Source organism: Flavobacterium sp. FlaQc-47, assembly GCF_044006475.1.
GTDB lineage: Bacteria > Bacteroidota > Bacteroidia > Flavobacteriales > Flavobacteriaceae > Flavobacterium.
Window position 1 is genome coordinate 193,407 of record NZ_JBIPCQ010000008.1, and the last position, 19,889, is coordinate 213,295.

Annotated in this window: 25 protein-coding genes; 12 read left to right on the forward strand and 13 right to left on the reverse strand. The window is 34.0% G+C overall.

What is annotated here, in order from left to right; translation table 11 throughout:
* Positions 1-153: 153 nt before the first annotated feature.
* The 9 genes from ACHRVX_RS21540 (at position 154) to ACHRVX_RS21580 (ending at position 7,328) form a co-directional block, all read left to right on the forward strand.
* Positions 154-786: an NAD(P)H-dependent oxidoreductase gene (locus tag ACHRVX_RS21540; protein ID WP_395336139.1), complete on the forward strand. Its 633-nt coding sequence runs from the start codon at positions 154-156 to the stop codon at positions 784-786.
* Between the two features lie 26 nt (positions 787-812).
* Positions 813-1,244 (forward strand): MarR family winged helix-turn-helix transcriptional regulator, encoded by a 432-nt coding sequence (locus tag ACHRVX_RS21545; protein ID WP_395336141.1) that lies wholly within the window; start codon positions 813-815, stop codon positions 1,242-1,244.
* Between the two features lies 1 nt (position 1,245).
* The gene (locus ACHRVX_RS21550) at positions 1,246-1,668 is read left to right on the forward strand and encodes an organic hydroperoxide resistance protein (protein ID WP_395336143.1); all 423 of its coding nucleotides are present in this window, start codon (positions 1,246-1,248) and stop codon (positions 1,666-1,668) included.
* Between the two features lie 232 nt (positions 1,669-1,900).
* Positions 1,901-2,689: an SDR family NAD(P)-dependent oxidoreductase gene (locus tag ACHRVX_RS21555; protein WP_395336145.1), complete on the forward strand. Its 789-nt coding sequence runs from the start codon at positions 1,901-1,903 to the stop codon at positions 2,687-2,689.
* A 221-nt stretch (positions 2,690-2,910) separates the two neighbouring features.
* The gene (locus ACHRVX_RS21560; RefSeq protein ID WP_395336148.1) at positions 2,911-3,717 is read left to right on the forward strand and encodes a phytanoyl-CoA dioxygenase family protein; all 807 of its coding nucleotides are present in this window, start codon (positions 2,911-2,913) and stop codon (positions 3,715-3,717) included.
* Between the two features lie 153 nt (positions 3,718-3,870).
* On the forward strand, positions 3,871-4,557 hold the full coding sequence (locus ACHRVX_RS21565) for a CDP-alcohol phosphatidyltransferase family protein (protein ID WP_395336150.1): 687 nt from the start codon (positions 3,871-3,873) through the stop codon (positions 4,555-4,557).
* Between the two features lies 1 nt (position 4,558).
* The gene (locus ACHRVX_RS21570; protein ID WP_395336152.1) at positions 4,559-4,990 is read left to right on the forward strand and encodes a GtrA family protein; all 432 of its coding nucleotides are present in this window, start codon (positions 4,559-4,561) and stop codon (positions 4,988-4,990) included.
* A gap of 317 nt (positions 4,991-5,307) precedes the next feature.
* Entirely contained in the window at positions 5,308-5,886 is a 579-nt protein-coding gene (locus tag ACHRVX_RS21575; protein ID WP_395336154.1) for a DUF4833 domain-containing protein, read from the forward strand.
* Between the two features lie 677 nt (positions 5,887-6,563).
* Complete coding sequence (locus tag ACHRVX_RS21580; protein WP_395336156.1) at positions 6,564-7,328, forward strand: HEPN domain-containing protein; 765 nt, start codon at positions 6,564-6,566, stop codon at positions 7,326-7,328.
* Positions 7,329-7,726: 398 nt separating this feature from the next.
* On the opposite strand, the gene ACHRVX_RS21585 is transcribed toward ACHRVX_RS21580, so the two are convergent.
* The 7 genes from ACHRVX_RS21585 to ACHRVX_RS21615 all read right to left on the reverse strand — a co-directional run bounded on the left by ACHRVX_RS21585 (position 7,727) and on the right by ACHRVX_RS21615 (position 12,375).
* A complete protein-coding gene (locus ACHRVX_RS21585) occupies positions 7,727-8,146 on the reverse strand; it encodes an XRE family transcriptional regulator (RefSeq protein WP_395336158.1) in 420 nt (139 codons plus the stop codon).
* Between the two features lie 431 nt (positions 8,147-8,577).
* On the reverse strand, positions 8,578-9,300 hold the full coding sequence (locus ACHRVX_RS21590; protein ID WP_395336160.1) for a DUF5131 family protein: 723 nt from the start codon (positions 9,298-9,300) through the stop codon (positions 8,578-8,580).
* Between the two features lie 15 nt (positions 9,301-9,315).
* Positions 9,316-9,666 (reverse strand): MmcQ/YjbR family DNA-binding protein, encoded by a 351-nt coding sequence (locus tag ACHRVX_RS21595; protein ID WP_395336162.1) that lies wholly within the window; start codon positions 9,664-9,666, stop codon positions 9,316-9,318.
* A gap of 13 nt (positions 9,667-9,679) precedes the next feature.
* A complete protein-coding gene (locus tag ACHRVX_RS21600) occupies positions 9,680-9,904 on the reverse strand; it encodes an MmcQ/YjbR family DNA-binding protein (RefSeq protein ID WP_395336164.1) in 225 nt (74 codons plus the stop codon).
* Between the two features lie 299 nt (positions 9,905-10,203).
* Complete coding sequence (locus ACHRVX_RS21605) at positions 10,204-11,115, reverse strand: helix-turn-helix domain-containing protein (RefSeq protein ID WP_395336166.1); 912 nt, start codon at positions 11,113-11,115, stop codon at positions 10,204-10,206.
* On the reverse strand, positions 11,102-11,461 hold the full coding sequence (locus ACHRVX_RS21610) for a DUF4345 family protein (protein WP_395336169.1): 360 nt from the start codon (positions 11,459-11,461) through the stop codon (positions 11,102-11,104). Before ACHRVX_RS21610 ends, ACHRVX_RS21605 begins: the two co-directional genes overlap by 14 nt.
* Positions 11,461-12,375: an alpha/beta hydrolase gene (locus ACHRVX_RS21615; protein ID WP_395336171.1), complete on the reverse strand. Its 915-nt coding sequence runs from the start codon at positions 12,373-12,375 to the stop codon at positions 11,461-11,463. Before ACHRVX_RS21615 ends, ACHRVX_RS21610 begins: the two co-directional genes overlap by 1 nt.
* Positions 12,376-12,629: 254 nt before the next feature.
* Here ACHRVX_RS21615 and ACHRVX_RS21620 point away from each other — a divergent pair, with 254 nt between their 5' ends.
* The 3 genes from ACHRVX_RS21620 to ACHRVX_RS21630 all read left to right on the forward strand — a co-directional run bounded on the left by ACHRVX_RS21620 (position 12,630) and on the right by ACHRVX_RS21630 (position 15,398).
* Entirely contained in the window at positions 12,630-13,508 is an 879-nt protein-coding gene (locus tag ACHRVX_RS21620; protein ID WP_395336173.1) for a helix-turn-helix domain-containing protein, read from the forward strand.
* An 85-nt stretch (positions 13,509-13,593) separates the two neighbouring features.
* Positions 13,594-14,190, forward strand: a complete 597-nt coding sequence (locus tag ACHRVX_RS21625) for a DapH/DapD/GlmU-related protein (RefSeq protein ID WP_395336175.1) — start codon at positions 13,594-13,596, stop codon at positions 14,188-14,190.
* Positions 14,191-14,354: 164 nt separating this feature from the next.
* Entirely contained in the window at positions 14,355-15,398 is a 1,044-nt protein-coding gene (locus ACHRVX_RS21630) for an alpha/beta hydrolase (RefSeq protein ID WP_395336177.1), read from the forward strand.
* A 173-nt stretch (positions 15,399-15,571) separates the two neighbouring features.
* On the opposite strand, the gene ACHRVX_RS21635 is transcribed toward ACHRVX_RS21630, so the two are convergent.
* The 6 genes from ACHRVX_RS21635 to ACHRVX_RS21660 form a co-directional block, all read right to left on the reverse strand.
* A complete protein-coding gene (locus tag ACHRVX_RS21635) occupies positions 15,572-16,000 on the reverse strand; it encodes a nuclear transport factor 2 family protein (RefSeq protein WP_395336179.1) in 429 nt (142 codons plus the stop codon).
* A gap of 303 nt (positions 16,001-16,303) precedes the next feature.
* On the reverse strand, positions 16,304-16,885 hold the full coding sequence (locus tag ACHRVX_RS21640) for a Crp/Fnr family transcriptional regulator (RefSeq protein WP_395336181.1): 582 nt from the start codon (positions 16,883-16,885) through the stop codon (positions 16,304-16,306).
* A gap of 47 nt (positions 16,886-16,932) precedes the next feature.
* A complete protein-coding gene (locus ACHRVX_RS21645) occupies positions 16,933-17,379 on the reverse strand; it encodes a nuclear transport factor 2 family protein (RefSeq protein ID WP_395336183.1) in 447 nt (148 codons plus the stop codon).
* A gap of 11 nt (positions 17,380-17,390) precedes the next feature.
* Positions 17,391-18,281: an MBL fold metallo-hydrolase gene (locus tag ACHRVX_RS21650; RefSeq protein ID WP_395336185.1), complete on the reverse strand. Its 891-nt coding sequence runs from the start codon at positions 18,279-18,281 to the stop codon at positions 17,391-17,393.
* Between the two features lie 67 nt (positions 18,282-18,348).
* On the reverse strand, positions 18,349-18,969 hold the full coding sequence (locus ACHRVX_RS21655; RefSeq protein WP_395336187.1) for a DsbA family protein: 621 nt from the start codon (positions 18,967-18,969) through the stop codon (positions 18,349-18,351).
* Positions 18,970-19,131: 162 nt separating this feature from the next.
* The gene (locus tag ACHRVX_RS21660) at positions 19,132-19,713 is read right to left on the reverse strand and encodes a Crp/Fnr family transcriptional regulator (protein ID WP_395336189.1); all 582 of its coding nucleotides are present in this window, start codon (positions 19,711-19,713) and stop codon (positions 19,132-19,134) included.
* Positions 19,714-19,889 lie beyond the last annotated feature (176 nt).

Sequence of the window (19,889 nt, forward strand, 5' to 3'; positions counted from 1 at the left end):
TGAATTTTTTTTAAACGAAACTGTATAAAGATCATCCACTGCATATTTATGTAAATTAAATTGCGCACAATTAAATTGTTTACTATATTTGAATTATCATATTGATTCAATCAATTTTAAGATTCAAATTTTTAATTTATAAAAAAATAAACAATGTCATTAATAGAAGATTTAAACTGGAGACATGCCGTAAAAGCATATGACTCAACAAAAAAAGTATCAGAAGGAGATTTAAATAAAATTTTAGAAGCTGCAAGATTAGCTCCCACATCTTCTGGATTACAGCCTTTTCGCGTGATTGTTATAGAAAATCAGGAATTGAAAGAGAAGATGGTAAAAGGTGCATTAAATCCGGAAGTTATGAGAGATTGTTCTCATGTATTGGTTTTTGCAGCTTGGGACAGTTACTCTGATGAGAAAATCGATAAAGTTTATGATCATCACACTGATGTAAGAGAATTGCCAAGAGGTCGTTTTAGCAGTTATACTGATCAGATCAAGCAAATTTACGGAGCTCAGACTCCTGAACAACATTTTGCACACACAGCAAGACAAAGCTATATTGCATTAGGTTTGGCAATGGCTCAGGCAGCGGAGTTGAAGGTCGATTCTACTCCTGCTGAAGGCTTCAGCAATGAAGTGGTAGATGAAATTTTAGATCTTAAGGAACTAGGTTTAAAAAGTGTTACGCTTTTATATCTGGGTTACAGAGATGCTGAAAATGACTGGCTTTCTCAAATGAAGAAAGTAAGAATTCCTATGGAGGAATTTATCATCAGAAAATAGTTTTTACTCCAGTTTGTCATAAGATTATGGAAAATTCCCCACTCCAATTGGAAAAACAGCTTTGTTTTCCGATTTACGTTATCGCAAAAGAAATTATCAGTTTGTACCGGCCATTTCTGGATGAGATTGATATTACCTACTCACAGTATCTTGTGATGATGGTACTTTGGGAAAAGGATGGCTGGACCGTAAATCAGATTGGCGAAAAACTGTATCTCGACAGTGGAACCTTAACACCGCTTCTGAAAAGACTTGAAATTAAGGGTTTTATTACTAGAAAAAGAAAAAAAGAGGATGAAAGAGTCGTTCAGGTTTTTTTAGCGGATGAAGGAAGAAATTTGCAGCAAAAAGCCTGTGAAATTCCGGCAAAAATGCAGGAAAAACTGAATCTGACAACAGAAGATCTATTGGAACTAAAAGAAACGGTTCAGAAAATTTTAAATAAAATTCAAAAATAAAATGAAAACATTATATACAACAAGCGTTACTGCAAAAGGCGGAAGAAACGGAAAGGTAAAAAGTGAAAACGGAATTTTGGACCTTGAGGTAAGAATGCCCAAAGCGTTAGGTGGAACCAATGATGATTTTACTAATCCGGAAATGCTTTTCGCAGCAGGATATTCAGCGTGCTTTGACAGTGCATTGAATCGTGTTATCAGTTTATCTAAAACTCAAACAGGGGAAACGTCAGTTGCTGCAAAAGTAAGCATTGGGCAAAATGAAGACGGTGGTTTTGGTCTTGCAGTAGAATTGGATGTGAATATTCCGGGAGTTTCTATTGAAGAAGCTCAGGAATTAACAGAAAAAGCGCATCAGATTTGTCCTTATTCTAACGCAACAAGATCTAATATTGAAGTAAAGCTTTTGGTGACGAATAATTAAAAATACTTCTTGAAATTATTATAAAAATCTGCTTCCTTTGAGGCAGATTTTTTTATTTCAGCAGTATTTGAAAGATAAGATAATTTGATGTCGAAAAAGAATCATTACGAAATGTATTAAATAGAGTGGGAGAGAGAGAAGTCTGGTCATAGTAACTTTGGCAGGATTTGTTCTTCAGATTGTTCTATACAGTTTACAATTAATCTTTATATTTGATGATTAAATGAATAATATGAGCGAAAAAAATCAACCGTATGCCTTAATAACCGGCGCCAGCAAAGGCATTGGAAAATCTATTGCTTATCAATTGGCTAAAATGGGTTATCCACTACTGCTTGTTGCAAGAAGTGACGAGGATTTAAAAGTACTATCTCATGATCTTAAAGCTAAATACGGCATTAATGCTTCTGTTTTATCAATTGATCTTTCGACAAATGGTGCATCGCAAAAAGTAAACGATTGGATAAAAATGAATAATTATCCGGTTGGCATTTTAGTTAACAATGCAGGTTATGGGGTTTGGGGCGATTTTAGTCAGTCTTCTCTAACCAATCAGCTAGACATGATGCAGCTTAACATGAATGTAGTGGTAGAACTCTCACATTTATTAGTTTCCGTACTTTTACAAGAAAAGCAAGCCTACATTTTAAATATATCGAGTACTGCTGCCTACCAGGCTGTACCTACGCTGGCTGTTTATTCGGCTACAAAGGCTTTTGTTTTATCATTTACCCGTGCCTTGCGCTTTGAACTTGCGCAAACTTCAATTTCAGTAACCTGTTTTAGTCCAGGTCCGGTGGATACCGGTTTTGCTGCAAGAGCGGGTTTAAACGCTTTTAGTAAAATGGCCGAAAAGTTCAATATGCAACCTGATGAAGTGGCAAAAATGGCAGTAAAAGCCTTGTTCAACAAAAAATCAGAAGTTATTCCGGGGTTTACCAATATCGTTTCGGTGTATGCCAACCGTATACTACCAAAGGCATTTATCGAAAAAACGGCGGCCGGGATTTATAAAATTTAATTTTTTCAAAAAAAAACAAAAAAAAATTCTTTGCAAATAAGAAATTATATTACATTTGTTTTAATATCTACTAATTCCATAGAGTATGTCTAATAAAAGAAATATGTTTAATTTTCCTAAAGGTCGAATGCACACAAACATGCGAATGTGTTGCTGTTGTTGTTGCTAATCACTTTAGATAAAATTTCACACTATTATTTCATTTATTAAATCTATTCATCATGATATCTTCTTATAAAACTTTTACGCTTACTGAGCAATTAACTGCTGAGCAAATTGACTTTTTTAACGAATATGGCTTTATCCATTTCAAAAAATTTATAAATCCGGACACTGTTTCATCCATCATTGATGCCTCAAAACAAGTGCAGCAAAAATGGATTGACAATGACCTTCAAAAAGTAAATGGTGTTCCCATTAAATACGGAAAAGATTTAGATGGTTCTCGTATTGTACAACGTTTTGCTTTTATCAATCAGCATCATCAAACCTTAAGCGGTCTTTTGCTTGACCCAAGATTTAATAGTTTATTACCATTAGCAGGCGATGGTTCAAGATTAGGTACTGAAGAAAAAGACGGAATGGTTTTTAATCATTATATCAACGGACCGGAAAGTAAGTTTACTAAAATGGGCTGGCATACAGATGGTTTGAGAGATATTTTTTATGGTGCAAAACTAAACCCGATGCTCAATGTGGGTATTCATTTAAGCACTTTAAAACCCGAAAACGGCGGACTTAAAATCATTCCCGGTACGCACAAGCAAAGTATTTATCAAATGCTTTTTCGTAAAAAATACTTTTTAGATAATAAACCCGATCCACAGGAAGTATCGATCAATCCGGAAGCTGGAGATTTAACCATTCACGATGGCCGTTTGTGGCACAGAGTGGCAGAATCATCTATCCGTGGCGAAGACAGTAGAAGGAGAGTTATTTATATTCCAATTATAGCAGGAAAATATGCTCCTAAAGACGAGAACAGTCCAACGGTTTTCTATCAACGTTTTGCGGGAATTGTTAAATAATATGCTGATTATCCTCGCATTTAGTTATCTGGTTAGATCAGGTAAACTAAAAAGAACCACCGATTTTTTTAAAAATACGCAAAGAATACTAAAATTTAAAATTATAAAAGTAGAGCTGGCTATACTGTCAGGCTTACAAATATTGCGCTATTAATGGGAGAAGAAACACAGCTTGAAGATCATAGTGCCATTGTACAAAGAACATTTTCAGACCGTAAGCGAACTAATATTTTAAAAAAAGCAGAACAGTTAACCATTGTGTTTTTGCTTCCAAAAGTGCCTAAATTCATTTCGCCAAACGTACTCACTTTAATGGGTACATTGGGTTCTGGAATCGTTTTTTTAGCTTTTGTTTTAGGTACTTATTTCGCCAACTGGTATTTGCTTTTGGGTATTATTGGTTTGGTTATAAACTGGTTAGGCGATTCTTTAGATGGTAGATTGGCTTATTATAGAAATATTCCACGACGCTGGTATGGTTTTGCACTTGATATTATTGCCGATTGGATTGGCATTGTACTTATAGGCTTTGGCTACTACATTTATGCTAAAAATGGCACACAAATAGTAGCCTTTGCTTTTGTCGCATTATATGGCTGGTCGATTATAATCAGCCAGTTACGCTACAAAATTACAAATGAATACAGTATAGATTCCGGCTTTGTTGGTCCAACAGAACTAAGGTTTATTATTGCCTTAATTCTAATTATTGAAGTTTTATTTCAGGGATCAATTGCATATCTGGCTGGTTTAATCACCGTTATTTTACTGCTAATTAATATCATAGATAGCTTAAAACTTTTAAAGTTGGGCGATTTAAGAGATAAAAACCAAGACTGATATGTTCAGCAAAAAATCCATTTTTACTTTTCTGCAAGCACAAGTTGCGGCATTTTTAGGTGGCATTACAGATTATGGTGTAATGATTGTATTGACAGAAGTATTTAAAGTACATTTTACCTTTTCTATTTTAATCTCCGGAACCGTTGGTGCCATTATTAATTTCGGTATCAATAGACTCTGGGTATTTAAAAATCAACCCGGTTATAGCAATAACATCAATAATCAGCTTTTTAAATTTGCGTTGGTGGTACTGGGAAGCATTTCCTTAAAATCATTTGGTACGCTTATTTTGCAAAAAGTATTTCAAATCGATTATAGAATAGGAAGATTAGTCACGGATACTTTTGTTTCTTATGGCTTTAATTATCCGCTGATCAAAAATTGGGTTTTTAAGGCAAACGAAAAACAGAATGCAATTGAATCACATTAGAAAATCCGTTTTTATCAGCGTTTTCGCTTTAGCGAATCCGTAAAATCAGCGTTTAATTTTGACGCGGATAAAACAGATTTACTTCGTAAAAACGCGGATAAAAACGGATTTTATTTGCAATAATTTTATTTTCTAAAAACTTAACTTAATGATTACCCGAAGCCTTATGATATATAAAAGAAGAAAACAAAAAGAAACTTAGTTTTTAACACATAGGCAACTATGTTTTTTTAAACAAGTGAAACGTCTTTTTTTAACCGTACTAAATCTATGTTTCTATGTGTTTAAAATAAACAGGTTATATAAAAAAATTCATTATGAATAAATTACTATTTAAAAAATTCACAAAATCACTAATCGTTATAACGATCTTAGTAAATATAATTTCCGGAAATCTATTGGCACAATCCAAAAATCCATCTCCATTACATTTCCCTACGCCTAAAAATATAGATAATATGCTATTTTACATTCAGCGCGACCCGAATATAAACACGGCTATTTATGCCATAAACTTTCAGGAAAATGGAAAAATAGACAAAAGCAATCCTATAAAAGCCTATTGGATTCGGTATGCTGAGAAAGGAGAACAAAAAGATTTTAGTTACCTACAACGCAAATTTGCATACGGAATAGAAAGTAAAACGGTAAATAGTGAGGAGTTTGAGCTTCAATTTGTATCGTACAAAAAGTTACCCTTAACCTTGAAAAAGATAGATTCAGATCAAAAATATCATGTTTTTGCAAATATAAATCAGAAAAAAATACAGGTAGAAAAAATATTTGTGCGCATTGAAGGAGGTTCTTTTTGGTTGCCCAATGTAAAATATGCCGAAGTTACCGGAATTGAGGCTTCGTCAAGTAAAATAATTACTGAGAGGATGTTGTTGAAATGAGATAGCTTTTCGTTTTGATCCGCATAATACCAGAAAAGGCTGTTTAAAATTAGAAAAAAGGTCATAATTAAAAATATAATAAATAGCACTTCTGAATGATAATTTTTTTAGGCAATCTCTTATCTCTATGACACTTTAATTATTTGTTTAATTAAAGATTTAAAGAGGGGGGGTAAACTTTAAAAACCAAAATTAAGTTGAGTTATTTTATTGCGATATTTTAAAAACAGGTATTTCTACGTTATTTCCAGATTTTTTTTAAAGTTAATTTGCATAAAAAATAGTAATTATGTAAAACCGTAAATAAACAATTTCCAAAATATTTATTTTAACATTCTAAACAAAAAAAATGGCAATAAAAAAAAATCAAGATGTAGTAGCATACAGAGGAAGTTCATGTTTTTGAGGGGAAATTCACTCCGGAAAATTGTACAGCTAAATTTGCGTGCATATGTGATAAGATTGAAGATCGAAGAAGGGAGGAAATGGAAGTGGTTGAAACTTGCTTAAATGAGTATGATGCAAGATTATTTGCAGCAAATTTAGGACGAGAAGTTTGTGGTATATGTATAAGTAGTCTATATGACACCTTTGAAGATTAATTAAATAAGTTCTTTTAAGTATCAAATTGATCTCCATATAAATAATCTATCCAATTATAGTATTACTCTTTTCTTATGCAAAAAAATGAAATTCCATTTTCAGGTCCATTTTCAAGTTTTTGGACAAATATTTCTAGTTTGAATTTACAACTTATGATTTCTACACAATTTACCGATCAGGAATGTCTTGATTGGGAAAGGTCATTAAGATTAGACTTAAAAAAGGCTAATTCAAAAATAAATTCTGATCCTATTGTGGAGCGTTTAAAAGAAGCTCCGCTTTTTATGTTAAATGAATTACGATCAAGCTTTATTTCGACAACTATAATAAATTTTACCTCAACAACTGAGCATTATTTAAAAGATATGATCGAGTTGAGTCTCCAGAGAAATTCGGGTTTTAGAAAAAAGGCATTTGTGAATCATCAAATGAGTGCGATAGAACTTGAAGAAAATATGGATGTAAATGATATTAAAAAAAGAATTTTTAAAATTATATCTGCAGAACATTCAAAAGGTCCAGTATTAAGTTCAAAATTCAAAAAAGCTTCTTCTTTCTTATCAATTAAAGAAGAAATAATTACAACAGATATTTTTCAAGGTTTAGATTCCATCTGGAGATTAAGGAATAAAATTGCTCATTCTAATAAAGGTTTTATCAAATTTTTTGAAATCTATTCTGCTAGTGGTTTGATAAAAGTGAGCAGTGAACCTGAGAAAGAAGAATATTTTGATTTCTGTATTTCCTTGCTTAAAATTATCGACGATTTTACAGCTTTGTTAAATAAATGGGACAAAGCAGTATTAGCAAAATGGCCTGCAAATTCATTCATCTCCTAGAAATTAATAAAATATGTATAAAGAAATTATAGAAAGTCTCAACACTAGGAGATCTCAATTTCTAGATCCAAGGACAATGATGACAAGGATGTTGAATATTGTCTCAAAAGATATTTATCCCGATCGCTCGAATATGCGCAACAATAGCGCGGAAATTCTTTCTGTGTACGTTCCTATAATAAAAACTAAACTTTCTTTTTTTAAATCTGTCAAGATAAATTTGACTCTGATAGCTACGACAAAACCTCAGTTTTTCAATCAAAAATTTTTACCCCCGCTATCTAAAGAATTCTTATAAAAACCTTTACGAATGCCTGACTTCGCACCAATAAATAATATTCCGAAAAAAAAAGAGACTTCAAAAGTCTCTTTACATAATTAATATATCTTTATAAATATTATTTAGCAATCAATTTTTCAAGTCTCACCATCATCTCATCTTTCTCTTTCAACATACGCTCGTATAACGCAATTTTTTCATCATATAATTGAACAATTTTATCAACGGGATTGAAAGAGGGTTGGTAGCTAAATCCGGAAGCAACAGCGTTATCCTTAAAATCTTGGAATGAATAGGTATTTGCAATTACATTCACCGCCTGTTCTTCATCAAAATTCTGAAAAGCTTCAACAGGAATTTTTAATACTGCCGAAATTTGTTTCAGTAGTCTGTCTTCGATTACATCTTTTTGCTCCAGCATAGAAATTTTCTTTTGATTCCAGTCTTCTCCCAGATCATAAGCTAACGCTTCCTGCTTTATGTTAAGCATTTCTCTGAAACGTTTTATGTTTCTTCCCTGATGTATTTTCTGTTCCATAATGAATATCAATTTTTGTAAAGGCTCAAAGATAAAGCCATTTTTTGAATTTAAACCCTGTGTTTCAAAAATTAAAACTAGATCCCATTTCGTTTGAAATAGGATCTAGTTTTGTTATTTGCTAAACTAAAAAGAGCAGGTTTTACCGGATCATACTAAGATAAGAGCTTTAATTTAGAATTATTTAAAGGTTTAACCAGGGAAATAATTAGAAAAATCCGTTTTTATCAGCATTTTCGCTTTAGCTAATCAGTAAAATCAGCGTCTAATTTGACGTGGATAAACAGATTTACTTCGTAAAAACGCGGATAAAAACGGATTTGATTTGAAATAATTTTATTTTCTAAAAGATTAACTTAATGACATTTACCGTAGAGAATACATTTTGTTAATTAGCGTACTTATGAAATCCATACCTCAATATCAAAAGTTTAGAGTTCGAGATTGATACCGGCTTTTCGGGCTTGCCAGGATTGATGTTTCCTTTCGATCTTGTATTCTTTACCCTCTTTTACAAATAAGGTTCCTGTCTGTTTAAAAACGAAGGAAACATTATTTTGAACACAGGCATTCCTGATCTCCATCACCCAGTCATAATTGCACACACGGGAATTATCACCGGATTCCCCGCCAACGACCACTTTTTCAATCCAGTCTCCTTTTAGAAGTTCTGAGAGGTCTACACGCCCGATAAGGGGTTCACAGATGATCGACTTTTGCTTAAAAGGGAGTTTTTTAAAGGCCGGAAGACGGAGCTCTGCCTGTTTCTGATTTTCAACAGAGCACAAGATTGTGACGTTATCATAACCCGTACCCCAATCATCCGGCAGGCAGTTTTGTACCCTTTCAATTCGTTTGGTAGCCATTGAAAAGGTAAGGTCTTTACGCTGACGTATCATTTTCCATGCTTCATCACGCCACTCGTCTGCTTCTGCTATAAAGAAATCAGAGGTGAAGCAAGTCCATACATTTTCTCCAGGGACTATTTTATAACTCTTGTCCATTTTTCTTTTTACAGGTAAATCAAAATTTTTGGTTTTGTAGACATTCCTGCTGTCGATTCCGTATAAGGAATCTCGCCGGAAAACATAACAGTTTTTACAGCCTTCACTTATTTTAATGCATCCGTGCCATAAATTCCATATTACTGACATAATTATGTGCTGATTTTAGGTGCTTTTCTTTGATAAACCTGCGGAGACAAGTGTGTAAGATTTATTCACGAGATCCATCAGCATCTCATCAGAAACCTCGCCATTTAAAGCAACGCTAATCCAGTGTTTCCAGCTCAGATTAAATGGTTTTTGTATGCCTTTGTGTTCTCTGAGTGTCTCAATAGCTTCCGGATCGCATTTCAAAGTGCAGTTATCGAATTTATCGATATCAAAAAAACAGAACATTTTTTTTCCCACATAAAATACAAGGATAGAACGTGAATTTTTGAAAAATCCCTGAAAAGGCATTCCTTCGTGAGTATCAGGAAATGACAGGCAATATGTTCGAAATGCTTCTATATCCATATGATTGCTATGATTACTTTTTATCTTTTAAGGAGTGCTGCACTTTAAGCGTTAAATTTTTAAAAACCAGTTCATATGATTTTTTGACCAGTTCCTTAATTAGGGAATCAGGTACATCGCTGTTGAAGTGAACGCTTATCCAATGTTTCTTATTCATATGATATCCGGGCTCGATACCCTGATATTGTGAGCTCTTTGCTTTTGTGTCTTTAATCCAAAGAATATATTGGCATACCATATACAGTTTCTGTCTTTGGCTTTACAAATTTGGTTTATATGTCCTGTCGGTGATTGATCTAAATTCGTATCTAATGTTTACTGTTTTTTGATATGAAAGCTGCAACATTCGAACTATTCTTTATCAATACTTAATTCCTAGTTTTTAAAATACTCTGTGCCACGATTCAGCCACAAAGCTTTGCTCGTGAAATATCTTTAAAAACCACTCTAACTTTTTTTGCAAATTGAAGTCAACTCCATTTGGCATTTAGTTTTCTCTGTATATTCCCAATAATAAAACAATCGGGAAGGAAAAATTTAATTAAACGATTGTCTGTACTTCAAAGGTGACATTTCAGTTTTCTTTTTGAAAAGTCGGTTGAATGATTGTGAATGCTCAAAACCCAATTCATAAGCAATTTCGCTTACTGATAAGTTGGTTGTTAATAGTTTTTCTTTTGCTTTTTCAATTATTTTTTCCTGAATGTGTTGTTGGGCGTTTTGTCCTGTTAGCAAGCGCAATAAGTCACTTAAATAATTGGCAGAAAAATGAAGTTGATTGGCGACATATTCAACTGTGGGCAATCCAATTTTTAGCGTTTCCGTATTATTAAAATAATCGTTCAAAAGATTTTCCAATTTAGAGAGCAAATCATTATTTACGGTTTTTCGGGTAATAAATTGGCGTTCGTAAAAACGATTGCAATAATTTAATAGCAAATCAATCTGCGACAGGATAATGTCTTGTGTGTGCTTGTCAATATGCTGATATTCTTTCTCTATTTTTTGAAAAATCTCAATGACATTTTTTTCTTCCTGTTCAGAAAGATGCAACGCTTCATTTACAGCATAGGAAAAGAAAGAATAATTTTTAATTGTGCTTTGCAAGGGGTGTTTTTTCAAAAAATCAGCATGAACAATCAATACATATCCTGTCCCAATCGTTTCGTTAAAAGCAGTGGTTTGATCTACTGTCACAGATTGTACTTGTTTAGGTGCAGTAAAAGTCATTGTTCCCTTGTCAAAATCATAATATTGCTGTCCATATTTTACTTTGGATTGAATATTGTTTTTTAGGGATATAGTATAAAAGTCCGTAGAAAAATGTTTCCACAAGTCAGAATCTACAGCATGTATTTCAGAAACTAAAACCACACTTACCAACGGATGCGAAGGCGGTGGAATGGATAGTAAGCGATGAAATTCGGATAAAGAATTAATTGTCTTCATATCGATATAAAATTCCAAAGATAATTAATACAACAACTTCTATGGTTAGCCAAAGTAATTGTTTTGAATAAAAAGCGTCTAAAACAAAACCGAATAATCGGGCTATTATAATCCCCAAAGTTAGAAAAAACAAAAATGCGCAAACCGTTAATTTCCAGTCACTCCATTGATTGAAAAAAAGGACCAAAATCCCTAATCCAATTAAAAATCCCCATTTAATCCGCATTTCAATCCTCTGATATGGTTTTTCGGGCAATGGAATTTTGCTGATTATATTTGGTTTGTAGGTTAGAACACAACCTGCAATAAGCAAAACTGCCCCGATTATTTTTAGAAAAAGGCTCATTATTGCTGCAAAAGATTTTCCTGAAAGAATGGGACTAATTTATCCAATGCTTCTGATGTTGCCTGGGGTTTGTCGTATAAATCATAATGACCTGCACCATTTACAACATGGACTTTTTTGTTTTTAGAAGCGGCTTTTTTGAATAAATCGAAACCATCTGCGTATGACCCGAAAGCACCAACTTTATCGCCAACGATAATCAATAAAGGTTGCGTAAGCAAAAGATCAGCAAGATGATAGGCGTCAAACAGGATTAAGTTTGACATACTGGTAAAAAGCAATTTATTGTTTGAAGCAGGGAATTCTCCTCTGGGCGTTCTGTAATAACTAATAGCCTCTAACATATCAAATTCGTTTAACCCTGCCTGTTTTGCTTCATCGGAAGAATTGGGGGTCCAGTTGGTAATCATCTGCTCTGCTCCGTTGGCTTCCGCAGTTCGTTGCAAAGAAACAGCCTCTAATGTTTCTAAAAAATTTGCTTCTCTAAATGCTCTGCCAATGTTCACTCCTGAAACTGTTGCCAATGCTTTTATACGCCTTTCTTTCAATGCTGCATTTGCGGCATAACCACCGCCGGCACAAATGCCCAATAAACCAATACGGTTTTTATCTGCAAAATGTAATGTAGTAATATAATCTACTGCATAACATAGGTCTTCTACACGACTGGCAGGGTCTTCAAAATATCTTGGTTCTCCACCGCTTTCGCCTTGAAACGAAGCATCATAAGCCAAGGCAATAAACCCTTTTTTGGCAAGTTTTCCAGCATACAAACCAGCGGTTTGTTCTTTTACGCTCCCTCCCGGATGAACACAAATGATAGCCGGGTATTTTTGTGTTTCATCAAAATTGTCAGGCAAATAAAGATGGGCTGCTGTATCCCAATTTCTATTTTTGAATGTTACTTTTTGCATTGTTTACTTTTTTAAATTTCTACAATGCAAAATTCGTCTTCCTTTAAAAAGTAAATGTTTCCATATCAAGGTTTTTTGTAACCCAATCAGGGTTGGGATTTAATGTCGTTTGTCTCGTCTCGTTTGTTTTGTGGATCATCACAGCATTACTAATCCTGTTTATTTTGAACTAATGAAAAACAATTAGTCTAATCTAAAGGTATTGCATAGATTATAAAGTAATATTTTAAGTTTGAATTTCTTAACTTTGCAAAATGAAAGAGAAGATAATAAGAGAAGTGTCAAAGTTTAACAATGAACTGAAACTGCAGGGGTTTAAAGCTTTCCAGATAGAAGATGATGGTGCTGAAACCAGAACTTACAGCAGAAAGGAGTTTTATAAAATCTGTCTGACTACAGGGAAAAGCAAGATTCACTATTCTGATAAAACCTATGAGCAGGAAGGTACGATTCTCTTTTTTGGCAATCCGCACATTCCATATTCCTGGGAAACCATTTCAACAACTTATGTGGGTTATACTATTTTATTTTCAGAAGAGTTTTTTAAAAACTCCGAACGTTCCGAAAGCCTGCAGCAATCTTCTTTTTTTAAAATTGGAGGAACTCCTGTTTTGAAAATCACAGAAGAACAAAGAGGTTTTCTTAATACTATTTTTGAGAAAATGATTGTAGAGCAAAAAAGTGATTATGTATTTAAAGATGAACTGATTCGCAACTACATCAGTCTTATTATTCACGAATCTTTAAAGATGGAACCTTCTGAAAATTTCGAACAAAATAAAAATGCCTCATCCAGATTGTCCTCTGTATTTTTAGAATTACTGGAAAGACAATTTCCAATTGAAACAACGTCCAGTCCACTTCAGCTAAGAACAGCGCAGCATTACGCCCAAAATTTGAACGTGCATATCAATTACCTCAACAGGGCTGTAAAAGAAGTTACCGGAAAATCAACGACGACTCATATTACTGAGCGAATCATTACAGAAGCAAAGGCACTCTTGCAGCATACTGACTGGAGTGTTTCTGAAATCGCTTATGCGCTGGGATTTGATTATCCAACCTACTTCAATAATTTCTTCAAAAAAATTACCGGAACCAATCCCTCTGCATTTCGTTTGTCGGAAGTTTGAATTTCTTAACCTTTGGTTTGATTATCGTTACTGCCTTGCTTAAAGGCAGTCTTATCTTTGTATCTGATTATTTAATTCTAATAATATGTCAGATTCAAACCCAATTTCAGATGCTGCACTATCTCAAAACGATATTTTTGACCGGCTTTTAGCAGGTGAAACCATATTTCCTAACGATTCGCAAATAGGCAGATTGAGAGCGGAAGCATTCAGTGTAAAAGCATTACTGACGCAGATGAACAATACTGCAGATCCTGAAGAAATTACGCAGCTGTTAAGCAAAATTTTAGATAAAGAAGTTCAGGATGTTACCGTATTTACACCTCTTTACATCAATTGTGGAAAACACATTACCATTGGAAAAAACGTATTCATCAATTTTGACTGTACCTTTTTGGCATTGGGCGGAATTACCATTCAAGACGACGTTTTAATTGGTCCGAAAGTCAGTCTCATTACCGAAAACCACCCATTAAATCCTGAGGAAAGAAAAGGATTGATTGCTAAACCAATTATGATCAAAAAAAATGCTTGGATTGGTGCCAATGCAACGATTTTGCCAGGCGTAACCATTGGAGAAAATGCAGTTGTCGCGGCAGGCGCAGTAGTTTCTAAAGATGTTCCTGATAATACCGTCGTTGGTGGGATTCCTGCAAAATTCATTAAAAATGTTCAATCCTAAAAGATATGATTATGAAACTGAAATTATTAATGAAGTTATCTTCCGCCCAACTGCGCAGGAGCTTTAATAGACCTCCGTCCAAATAATGGAAAGGGAATTGTAAATCAGAAAGAAACCATATTAAACGCAGGGTATTTTATTAAATAAAATAATTCAAAAATTAAATGAAAAAAGCATTCGCTATCGTCATATTATTACTGATAACAGGGCAAATATTTGCCCAGAAAAAATCAAATTCAGAAAAAATGAATACATCAAAAGAGCATTATACATTTCAATTAAGTGACAAAGTAATACGTCAAAAAGTTAGTTTTAAAAACCGTTATGGCATTACACTTTCCGGTGATTTATATCTTCCAAAAAATACAGGAACCGAAAAACTGTCTGCATTGGCCATCAGCGGACCTTTTGGAGCGGTAAAAGAACAATCATCAGGTTTATATGCCAGCCAGATGGCAGAACGTGGTTTTATAGCTTTGGCCTTTGATCCGTCTTATACAGGAGAAAGCAGTGGGGAACCGCGAAACCTGGCATCTCCGGAAATTAATACTGAAGATTTTAGCGCTGCGGTTGATTTTTTAGGATTACAGAAAAATGCAGATAGAAATAAAATTGGGATCATCGGGATTTGTGGTTTTGGCGGCTTTGCCTTAAATGCAACTGCTGTTGATAAAAGGGTTAAAGCCGTTGCTGTGACTAGTTTATATGATATGACAAGGGTAATGTCGAAAGGCTACAATGATTCAGTTACTCCGAAACAAAGAACCAAAACATTGGAGAATTTAGGTGAGCAGCGTTGGAAAGATGCCGAAAAAGGAAAACCGGCAGATGGTCCAAGAAATTTACCGGAGGCATTGAAAGGTGATGAACCGCAATTTATAAAAGAATATTTTGATTATTACAGAACCCCGCGTGGTTTTCAAGTTAATTCTGTGAACTCAAACGGAGCCTGGCCGGTAACCAATCCAATCTCGTTTATGAATATGCCAATACTTACTTATGTAAAAGAAATTTCGCCAAGACCAATGCTTTTAATCGCAGGAGAAAATGCGCACTCCAGATATTTTAGCGAAGATATTTTTAAAGCAGCAAATGAACCAAAAGAATTACTAATTATACCAAACGCTGTGCATGTAGATTTGTATGACAAAGTAGATGTTATTCCTTTTGACAAGTTAGAAAGTTTTTTTAAAAATAATTTGAAATAGTATCTCAAATGATGATTTTTCTTAATGCCGTAAGGCAATGAGACCTGAAAATAATAGAGTAATCCGCTTAAATTTTAAGCTTTGCTGGTGTAACAAAAAAAGTATAACCGGCAATCGATTGTATCATAAAAAAACCGTTGAAATTCATCAACGGTTTTTATGCTTGGGATTTACTATTCAGCGAAACTTCCACCGCTCATTGCTTTTTGAAAAGCTTGTGGATTCCAGTATTCACGATAATTTACAATAAGGCCGTCACGAAAGGTTACAAAAGTAGCATAACTCATTTCATATGCATTTCCGTTACCTATTACCACTCCGGATGCGCTCCATTCTGCAATGGCAACATTGGCATCATCAGTGCCGTAGATTTTCAGGTTCGGAATTGATTTTACGTCTATAAAACCAGGATAATCTTTTAAATAATTATAAAGAGCCTCACGACCTTCAAATTTTGCAGGGGAACCTTCAGGAGCAAAGGGGAATTCTGCCACCACATCTTCTGCACAAAGTTCTGACCAGCCTTTCATGTCTTTGGCTAAAAATGTATCTAAACTGTTACGAAGAAGTTGAGTTGCTGAGGTATTTTTTGAATTTTCCATTTTTTATTTTAAATTTTATTGTTATTTTTTATTCATTTCTATAGGGCAAAGTTGCGCTGAAAATAAGCCTCAAAACAATGAGATATGATAAAAAAAACCGTTGACATTTGTCAACGGTTTTATAAAAAATAAGATATATTATGGTGTGACATAAGGATAAAAACAAACCCGAATTTCACAAATCGACACCAATTTCACTAGTTGATTTAATTTGCGAAATTAATTTTGGCAAACTAAATTAGTGGAAATTCGTGAAATTCGGGTTTTAAATTAATTTATAAAAGACAGTTTTAAACTGAATGTTTATTTCGTTGCCTGTTTTCTAATTCTGCTTAAGGTTTCTTTGGTAATACCCAAAAAAGAGGCAATGGTATGTTGCGGAAAACGCTGGATAAATTGTGGATGATTGCTGGCAAACTCTTCATAACGTTTTTCTGCCGTGTTGCTAATAGTAGAATTTAATCTTCGTTGGTTTGCAATGGAATTTCGTTCATCCATTAAAAAGACCATTTTGGCCATTGCCGGAATTTTCTCTATCAGATCCAGCATTTCAGCTCGTGTTAAAATTAGTAATTCGGTATCTTCACAAGCTTCAATATTGTATTTTGAAGCAGTGAGCATAGTAGAGCTTTCCCGGTCGTTTGCCCAGTAATTTTCAATCAACAGCTGTACAATATGTTCAATTCCTTTTTCATCCACACTATATTGGCGCATAGCACCCTTTACAATAAAACCTGCATATTTACACACATCACCCTCTTGCAGAAAATATTGTTTTTTTCTTAATTTTTTGGGTTGAAAAGTCGCGACAATCAAGGCTTTCTCTTCGTTGGTAAGTTGCAAAGTGGAGTATTGCTCGATATAGACTATTAATTTGTCGTGCATTAGTTAGATCATTCATTAAAATGATGCAAGGTATAAAAAAAACGACTTTATTTTATAGCATCATTTACAGTCTGGCTGTCTACAAATTGCTCAAAACTGATAATTTTATGGTCTTTCAATTTCCAAATGTGAGCCACCCTGGCAGTGAATGATTTGCCTGTAATTTTGTAAGTACCACTATAAGTACCAAAAGCAACAACTTTATCATCACTCGCAACGTAATCTTCCGGAGTAAATTTGTAATCGATCCATTCACTACCTAATCGGTTAAATACATTTTTGGTGATGTTTTCTAAACCAATGTAGGTTCCAGCATAAGGAAAACCTTTAGCTTCTGTCCAGGAAATATCTTTGCTGACATATTTAGCTAAGTTTTGACCATTTTCTTCTGAAGTTTTTCCTTCGTAAGTGCTTTTTATAATTTCCAGATTTGTCATGTCATTTTTATTTAAAGAGCAGCCTGACAATACGATTAGTATTATCAGGCTGATCATGATTTTTAGTTTTACCATTTCATTTCTCCCGTGTTTACTTTGGCACCAATCTGCAGGGCGGTGTCAAAAGTAAGTGTTGGATATTTTGCTTTTATTGCTTTAATTAAAGCTTCTGAAGTTTTGTTGGTTTTTAAAGCCTCTTCATAAAACTGGATATAGTTTTTTGTGTGTTTTACTGCCGCGATATCAAAGGGACTTTGAGAATTAGCGTGAGCAGGAATTACAATTTGAGGATGTAATGCTTCAATTTTGTCCAGAACATCAATCCATTGTTTGCGTGCCTCCGGTGTCTGCGCATCAGCCATCCAAAGGTTAAAGGTTGTTCCAAAAACATTAATACCCCCTACAACTGCTTTTATTGATGGTATCCAGACGAATGTTTTTGAAGGGAATTCTTCCAGACCTGCAATTTCTAGTTTTTGTCCTTCAATCTCAATACTGTTTCCTTTTAAAACCTGAGGTAAAACAATATTTCTAGTAATGGCTTTTCCTAATCGTTCTCCCCAAACGTCTAATTTTTTCTGGGCTGTTGCTTTAATAGATTCGACTGTTTCCGGCGAAGCATAAGCGGTAACTCCAGGAAAATGTTTTTTGAATACTTCCAGTCCGAAATAGAAATCCGGATCTGTATGTGAAATATAAATAGTGGTTAGTTTTTTGCCTGATTTTTTAATTTGTTCCGCTACTTTTTCTGCGTCTTCCAGCGTAAACTGTGCATCAATCAAAACGGCATCTGTTTTTCCTGAGACTATTACCGATGCGACTCCAAAACTATTTTCGGATGCATTAAAAACTTCCAGCTTTAAATTATGGGCTTCAATAGTTTTGAAACTTTGTGCTTGTGTTTCCATATTAAATAAAATTAGTGTTAGTAAAAATACTGTTGAGATAATTTTTTTCATTTTTATATTCTTTAGAATGACAGTTGCAAATATGCGGTCATTCCATACAAAAAATGTTTAAACTAGTTTAATAAAGGAGTTCTTCGATTCTCTCTGCAATGGTTTCAAAACTTGCGTAGCCTTGTTCTAAAATAAATTCTTCGTTTTTCTTTTCCGCCAGTAAAGTGGGGTAGGAATTGGCATACTGTCTGGCCGTTTCAAATGTTTCCAGCGTAGTATTTTTTATAAATTGGGAATCAAATGATGCAGCAAATTTTTCGATATCCAGCTTTAGGTCATCACAAATCTTCAGGTAAGTCTGGATTAGATTCAGATCCTGACCATGCAAATATCTTGCTTTTTGAACCTCTACAGCAAATGATACCGCTTTTTCAGGACATAATTTTTTTACCGTAACAATTGCTCTTGACGGGACTTCACTGTCTAAAATTACGTTTTCATTTTCAATTAATTTAAAATAAGCTTCACCAAATGCAGTTCCCGTAGTATGCTGTACCTGAAGATCATGCTTTTTAATATATTCTGCCATTGGTTTAGATTGCTTTCGGGCATTTGCACCGGTCCACATGCCTGCAGGCAGGATTTCAAAGTCGAGGATCTCTTTATATTTGTTATACAGTTTTTGCGTATTGGCGGCGTTTCCATAGCACCATCCACAAAGTGGATCCATTACATAAATAAGTTTCATTTTTTTGATTTTTAACAGCCGGACATTTGCATCAGATAAGAAAAGAATGTAAATGCAATAGTTTCATTTGAAAAACTATTTTTCAGCTAATTTGATACCGTAAAGGTACTGCGGCACAACCCCAAAAATCTTTAAACTACTTTAATAAATGATAGTTGCAAATTATTTTTTCAACGAGATTTTCTTCCTTATATTACTCAGGAAAACATTCGTAATGCCAAGATAAGCAGCTACTTGAATGTTAGAAAGACGTTGTGCCAGGTTAGGATATTTTTCTACAAATTCAATATATCGCTGGTCTGCTGTTTTACTAAGATTATCAATCATTCTTCGCTGTAAGGCAACGTGTGTTTTTTGGGTCATTACCCTGAAAAGTTTTTCTATTTTAGGCAGGTTTTCATAAGCGAATTCTTTGTTTTCTTTTGAAATTAAAAGTACTTCACTGTCTTCAAGTGCTTCTATAGAAAGCTGCGAAGGCGTTCCATTAGTAAAACTATCAATATCTGTAATCCACCAATTTTCTATGGCGAAATAAAGTATTTGGTCAAAACCATTTTTGTCAATATGATAAACACGCAAAAGTCCGCTTGAAACAAATCCTTCAAATTTGCAGATTTCTCCTTCTCTGAGTAAAAACTCCTTTTTTCGGATTCGCTTTTTCTCAAATAAAGTAACAAATTCTTCTATTTCATTTTGGGAAAGTGAAATATGTTTCAAGATGTTTTCTTTGAGAAGCTCTTTCATTTTTATTAGGTTTTTCTTCATTTGGCTGCAGTATACTGCCATAACGAAATTACGTACTATTTGATAATCTTGTGTTTTGAGGTCATTATGATTTCAAGAAATTTTTCTTGAGGCTTTAAGACAATTATTGTGGTTTTCAGCGGAAAAAATATAAAATTAATTAAGTTACAGCAGGA

Bases quoted from the DNA above. Each gene is read 5' to 3' on its own strand.
- ACHRVX_RS21540 (WP_395336139.1), top strand. From the start codon at position 154: ATGTCATTAATAGAAGATTTAAACTGGAGACATGCCGTAAAAGCATAT.
- ACHRVX_RS21545 (WP_395336141.1), top strand. From the start codon at position 813: ATGGAAAATTCCCCACTCCAATTGGAAAAACAGCTTTGTTTTCCGATT.
- ACHRVX_RS21550 (WP_395336143.1), top strand. From the start codon at position 1,246: ATGAAAACATTATATACAACAAGCGTTACTGCAAAAGGCGGAAGAAAC.
- ACHRVX_RS21555 (WP_395336145.1), top strand. From the start codon at position 1,901: ATGAGCGAAAAAAATCAACCGTATGCCTTAATAACCGGCGCCAGCAAA.
- ACHRVX_RS21560 (WP_395336148.1), top strand. From the start codon at position 2,911: ATGATATCTTCTTATAAAACTTTTACGCTTACTGAGCAATTAACTGCT.
- ACHRVX_RS21565 (WP_395336150.1), top strand. From the start codon at position 3,871: ATGGGAGAAGAAACACAGCTTGAAGATCATAGTGCCATTGTACAAAGA.
- ACHRVX_RS21570 (WP_395336152.1), top strand. From the start codon at position 4,559: ATGTTCAGCAAAAAATCCATTTTTACTTTTCTGCAAGCACAAGTTGCG.
- ACHRVX_RS21575 (WP_395336154.1), top strand. From the start codon at position 5,308: ATGAATAAATTACTATTTAAAAAATTCACAAAATCACTAATCGTTATA.
- ACHRVX_RS21580 (WP_395336156.1), top strand. From the start codon at position 6,564: ATGCAAAAAAATGAAATTCCATTTTCAGGTCCATTTTCAAGTTTTTGG.
- ACHRVX_RS21585 (WP_395336158.1), bottom strand. From the start codon at position 8,146: ATGGAACAGAAAATACATCAGGGAAGAAACATAAAACGTTTCAGAGAA.
- ACHRVX_RS21590 (WP_395336160.1), bottom strand. From the start codon at position 9,300: ATGTCAGTAATATGGAATTTATGGCACGGATGCATTAAAATAAGTGAA.
- ACHRVX_RS21595 (WP_395336162.1), bottom strand. From the start codon at position 9,666: ATGGATATAGAAGCATTTCGAACATATTGCCTGTCATTTCCTGATACT.
- ACHRVX_RS21600 (WP_395336164.1), bottom strand. From the start codon at position 9,904: ATGGTATGCCAATATATTCTTTGGATTAAAGACACAAAAGCAAAGAGC.
- ACHRVX_RS21605 (WP_395336166.1), bottom strand. From the start codon at position 11,115: ATGAAGACAATTAATTCTTTATCCGAATTTCATCGCTTACTATCCATT.
- ACHRVX_RS21610 (WP_395336169.1), bottom strand. From the start codon at position 11,461: ATGAGCCTTTTTCTAAAAATAATCGGGGCAGTTTTGCTTATTGCAGGT.
- ACHRVX_RS21615 (WP_395336171.1), bottom strand. From the start codon at position 12,375: ATGCAAAAAGTAACATTCAAAAATAGAAATTGGGATACAGCAGCCCAT.
- ACHRVX_RS21620 (WP_395336173.1), top strand. From the start codon at position 12,630: ATGAAAGAGAAGATAATAAGAGAAGTGTCAAAGTTTAACAATGAACTG.
- ACHRVX_RS21625 (WP_395336175.1), top strand. From the start codon at position 13,594: ATGTCAGATTCAAACCCAATTTCAGATGCTGCACTATCTCAAAACGAT.
- ACHRVX_RS21630 (WP_395336177.1), top strand. From the start codon at position 14,355: ATGAAAAAAGCATTCGCTATCGTCATATTATTACTGATAACAGGGCAA.
- ACHRVX_RS21635 (WP_395336179.1), bottom strand. From the start codon at position 16,000: ATGGAAAATTCAAAAAATACCTCAGCAACTCAACTTCTTCGTAACAGT.
- ACHRVX_RS21640 (WP_395336181.1), bottom strand. From the start codon at position 16,885: ATGCACGACAAATTAATAGTCTATATCGAGCAATACTCCACTTTGCAA.
- ACHRVX_RS21645 (WP_395336183.1), bottom strand. From the start codon at position 17,379: ATGATCAGCCTGATAATACTAATCGTATTGTCAGGCTGCTCTTTAAAT.
- ACHRVX_RS21650 (WP_395336185.1), bottom strand. From the start codon at position 18,281: ATGAAAAAAATTATCTCAACAGTATTTTTACTAACACTAATTTTATTT.
- ACHRVX_RS21655 (WP_395336187.1), bottom strand. From the start codon at position 18,969: ATGAAACTTATTTATGTAATGGATCCACTTTGTGGATGGTGCTATGGA.
- ACHRVX_RS21660 (WP_395336189.1), bottom strand. From the start codon at position 19,713: ATGAAAGAGCTTCTCAAAGAAAACATCTTGAAACATATTTCACTTTCC.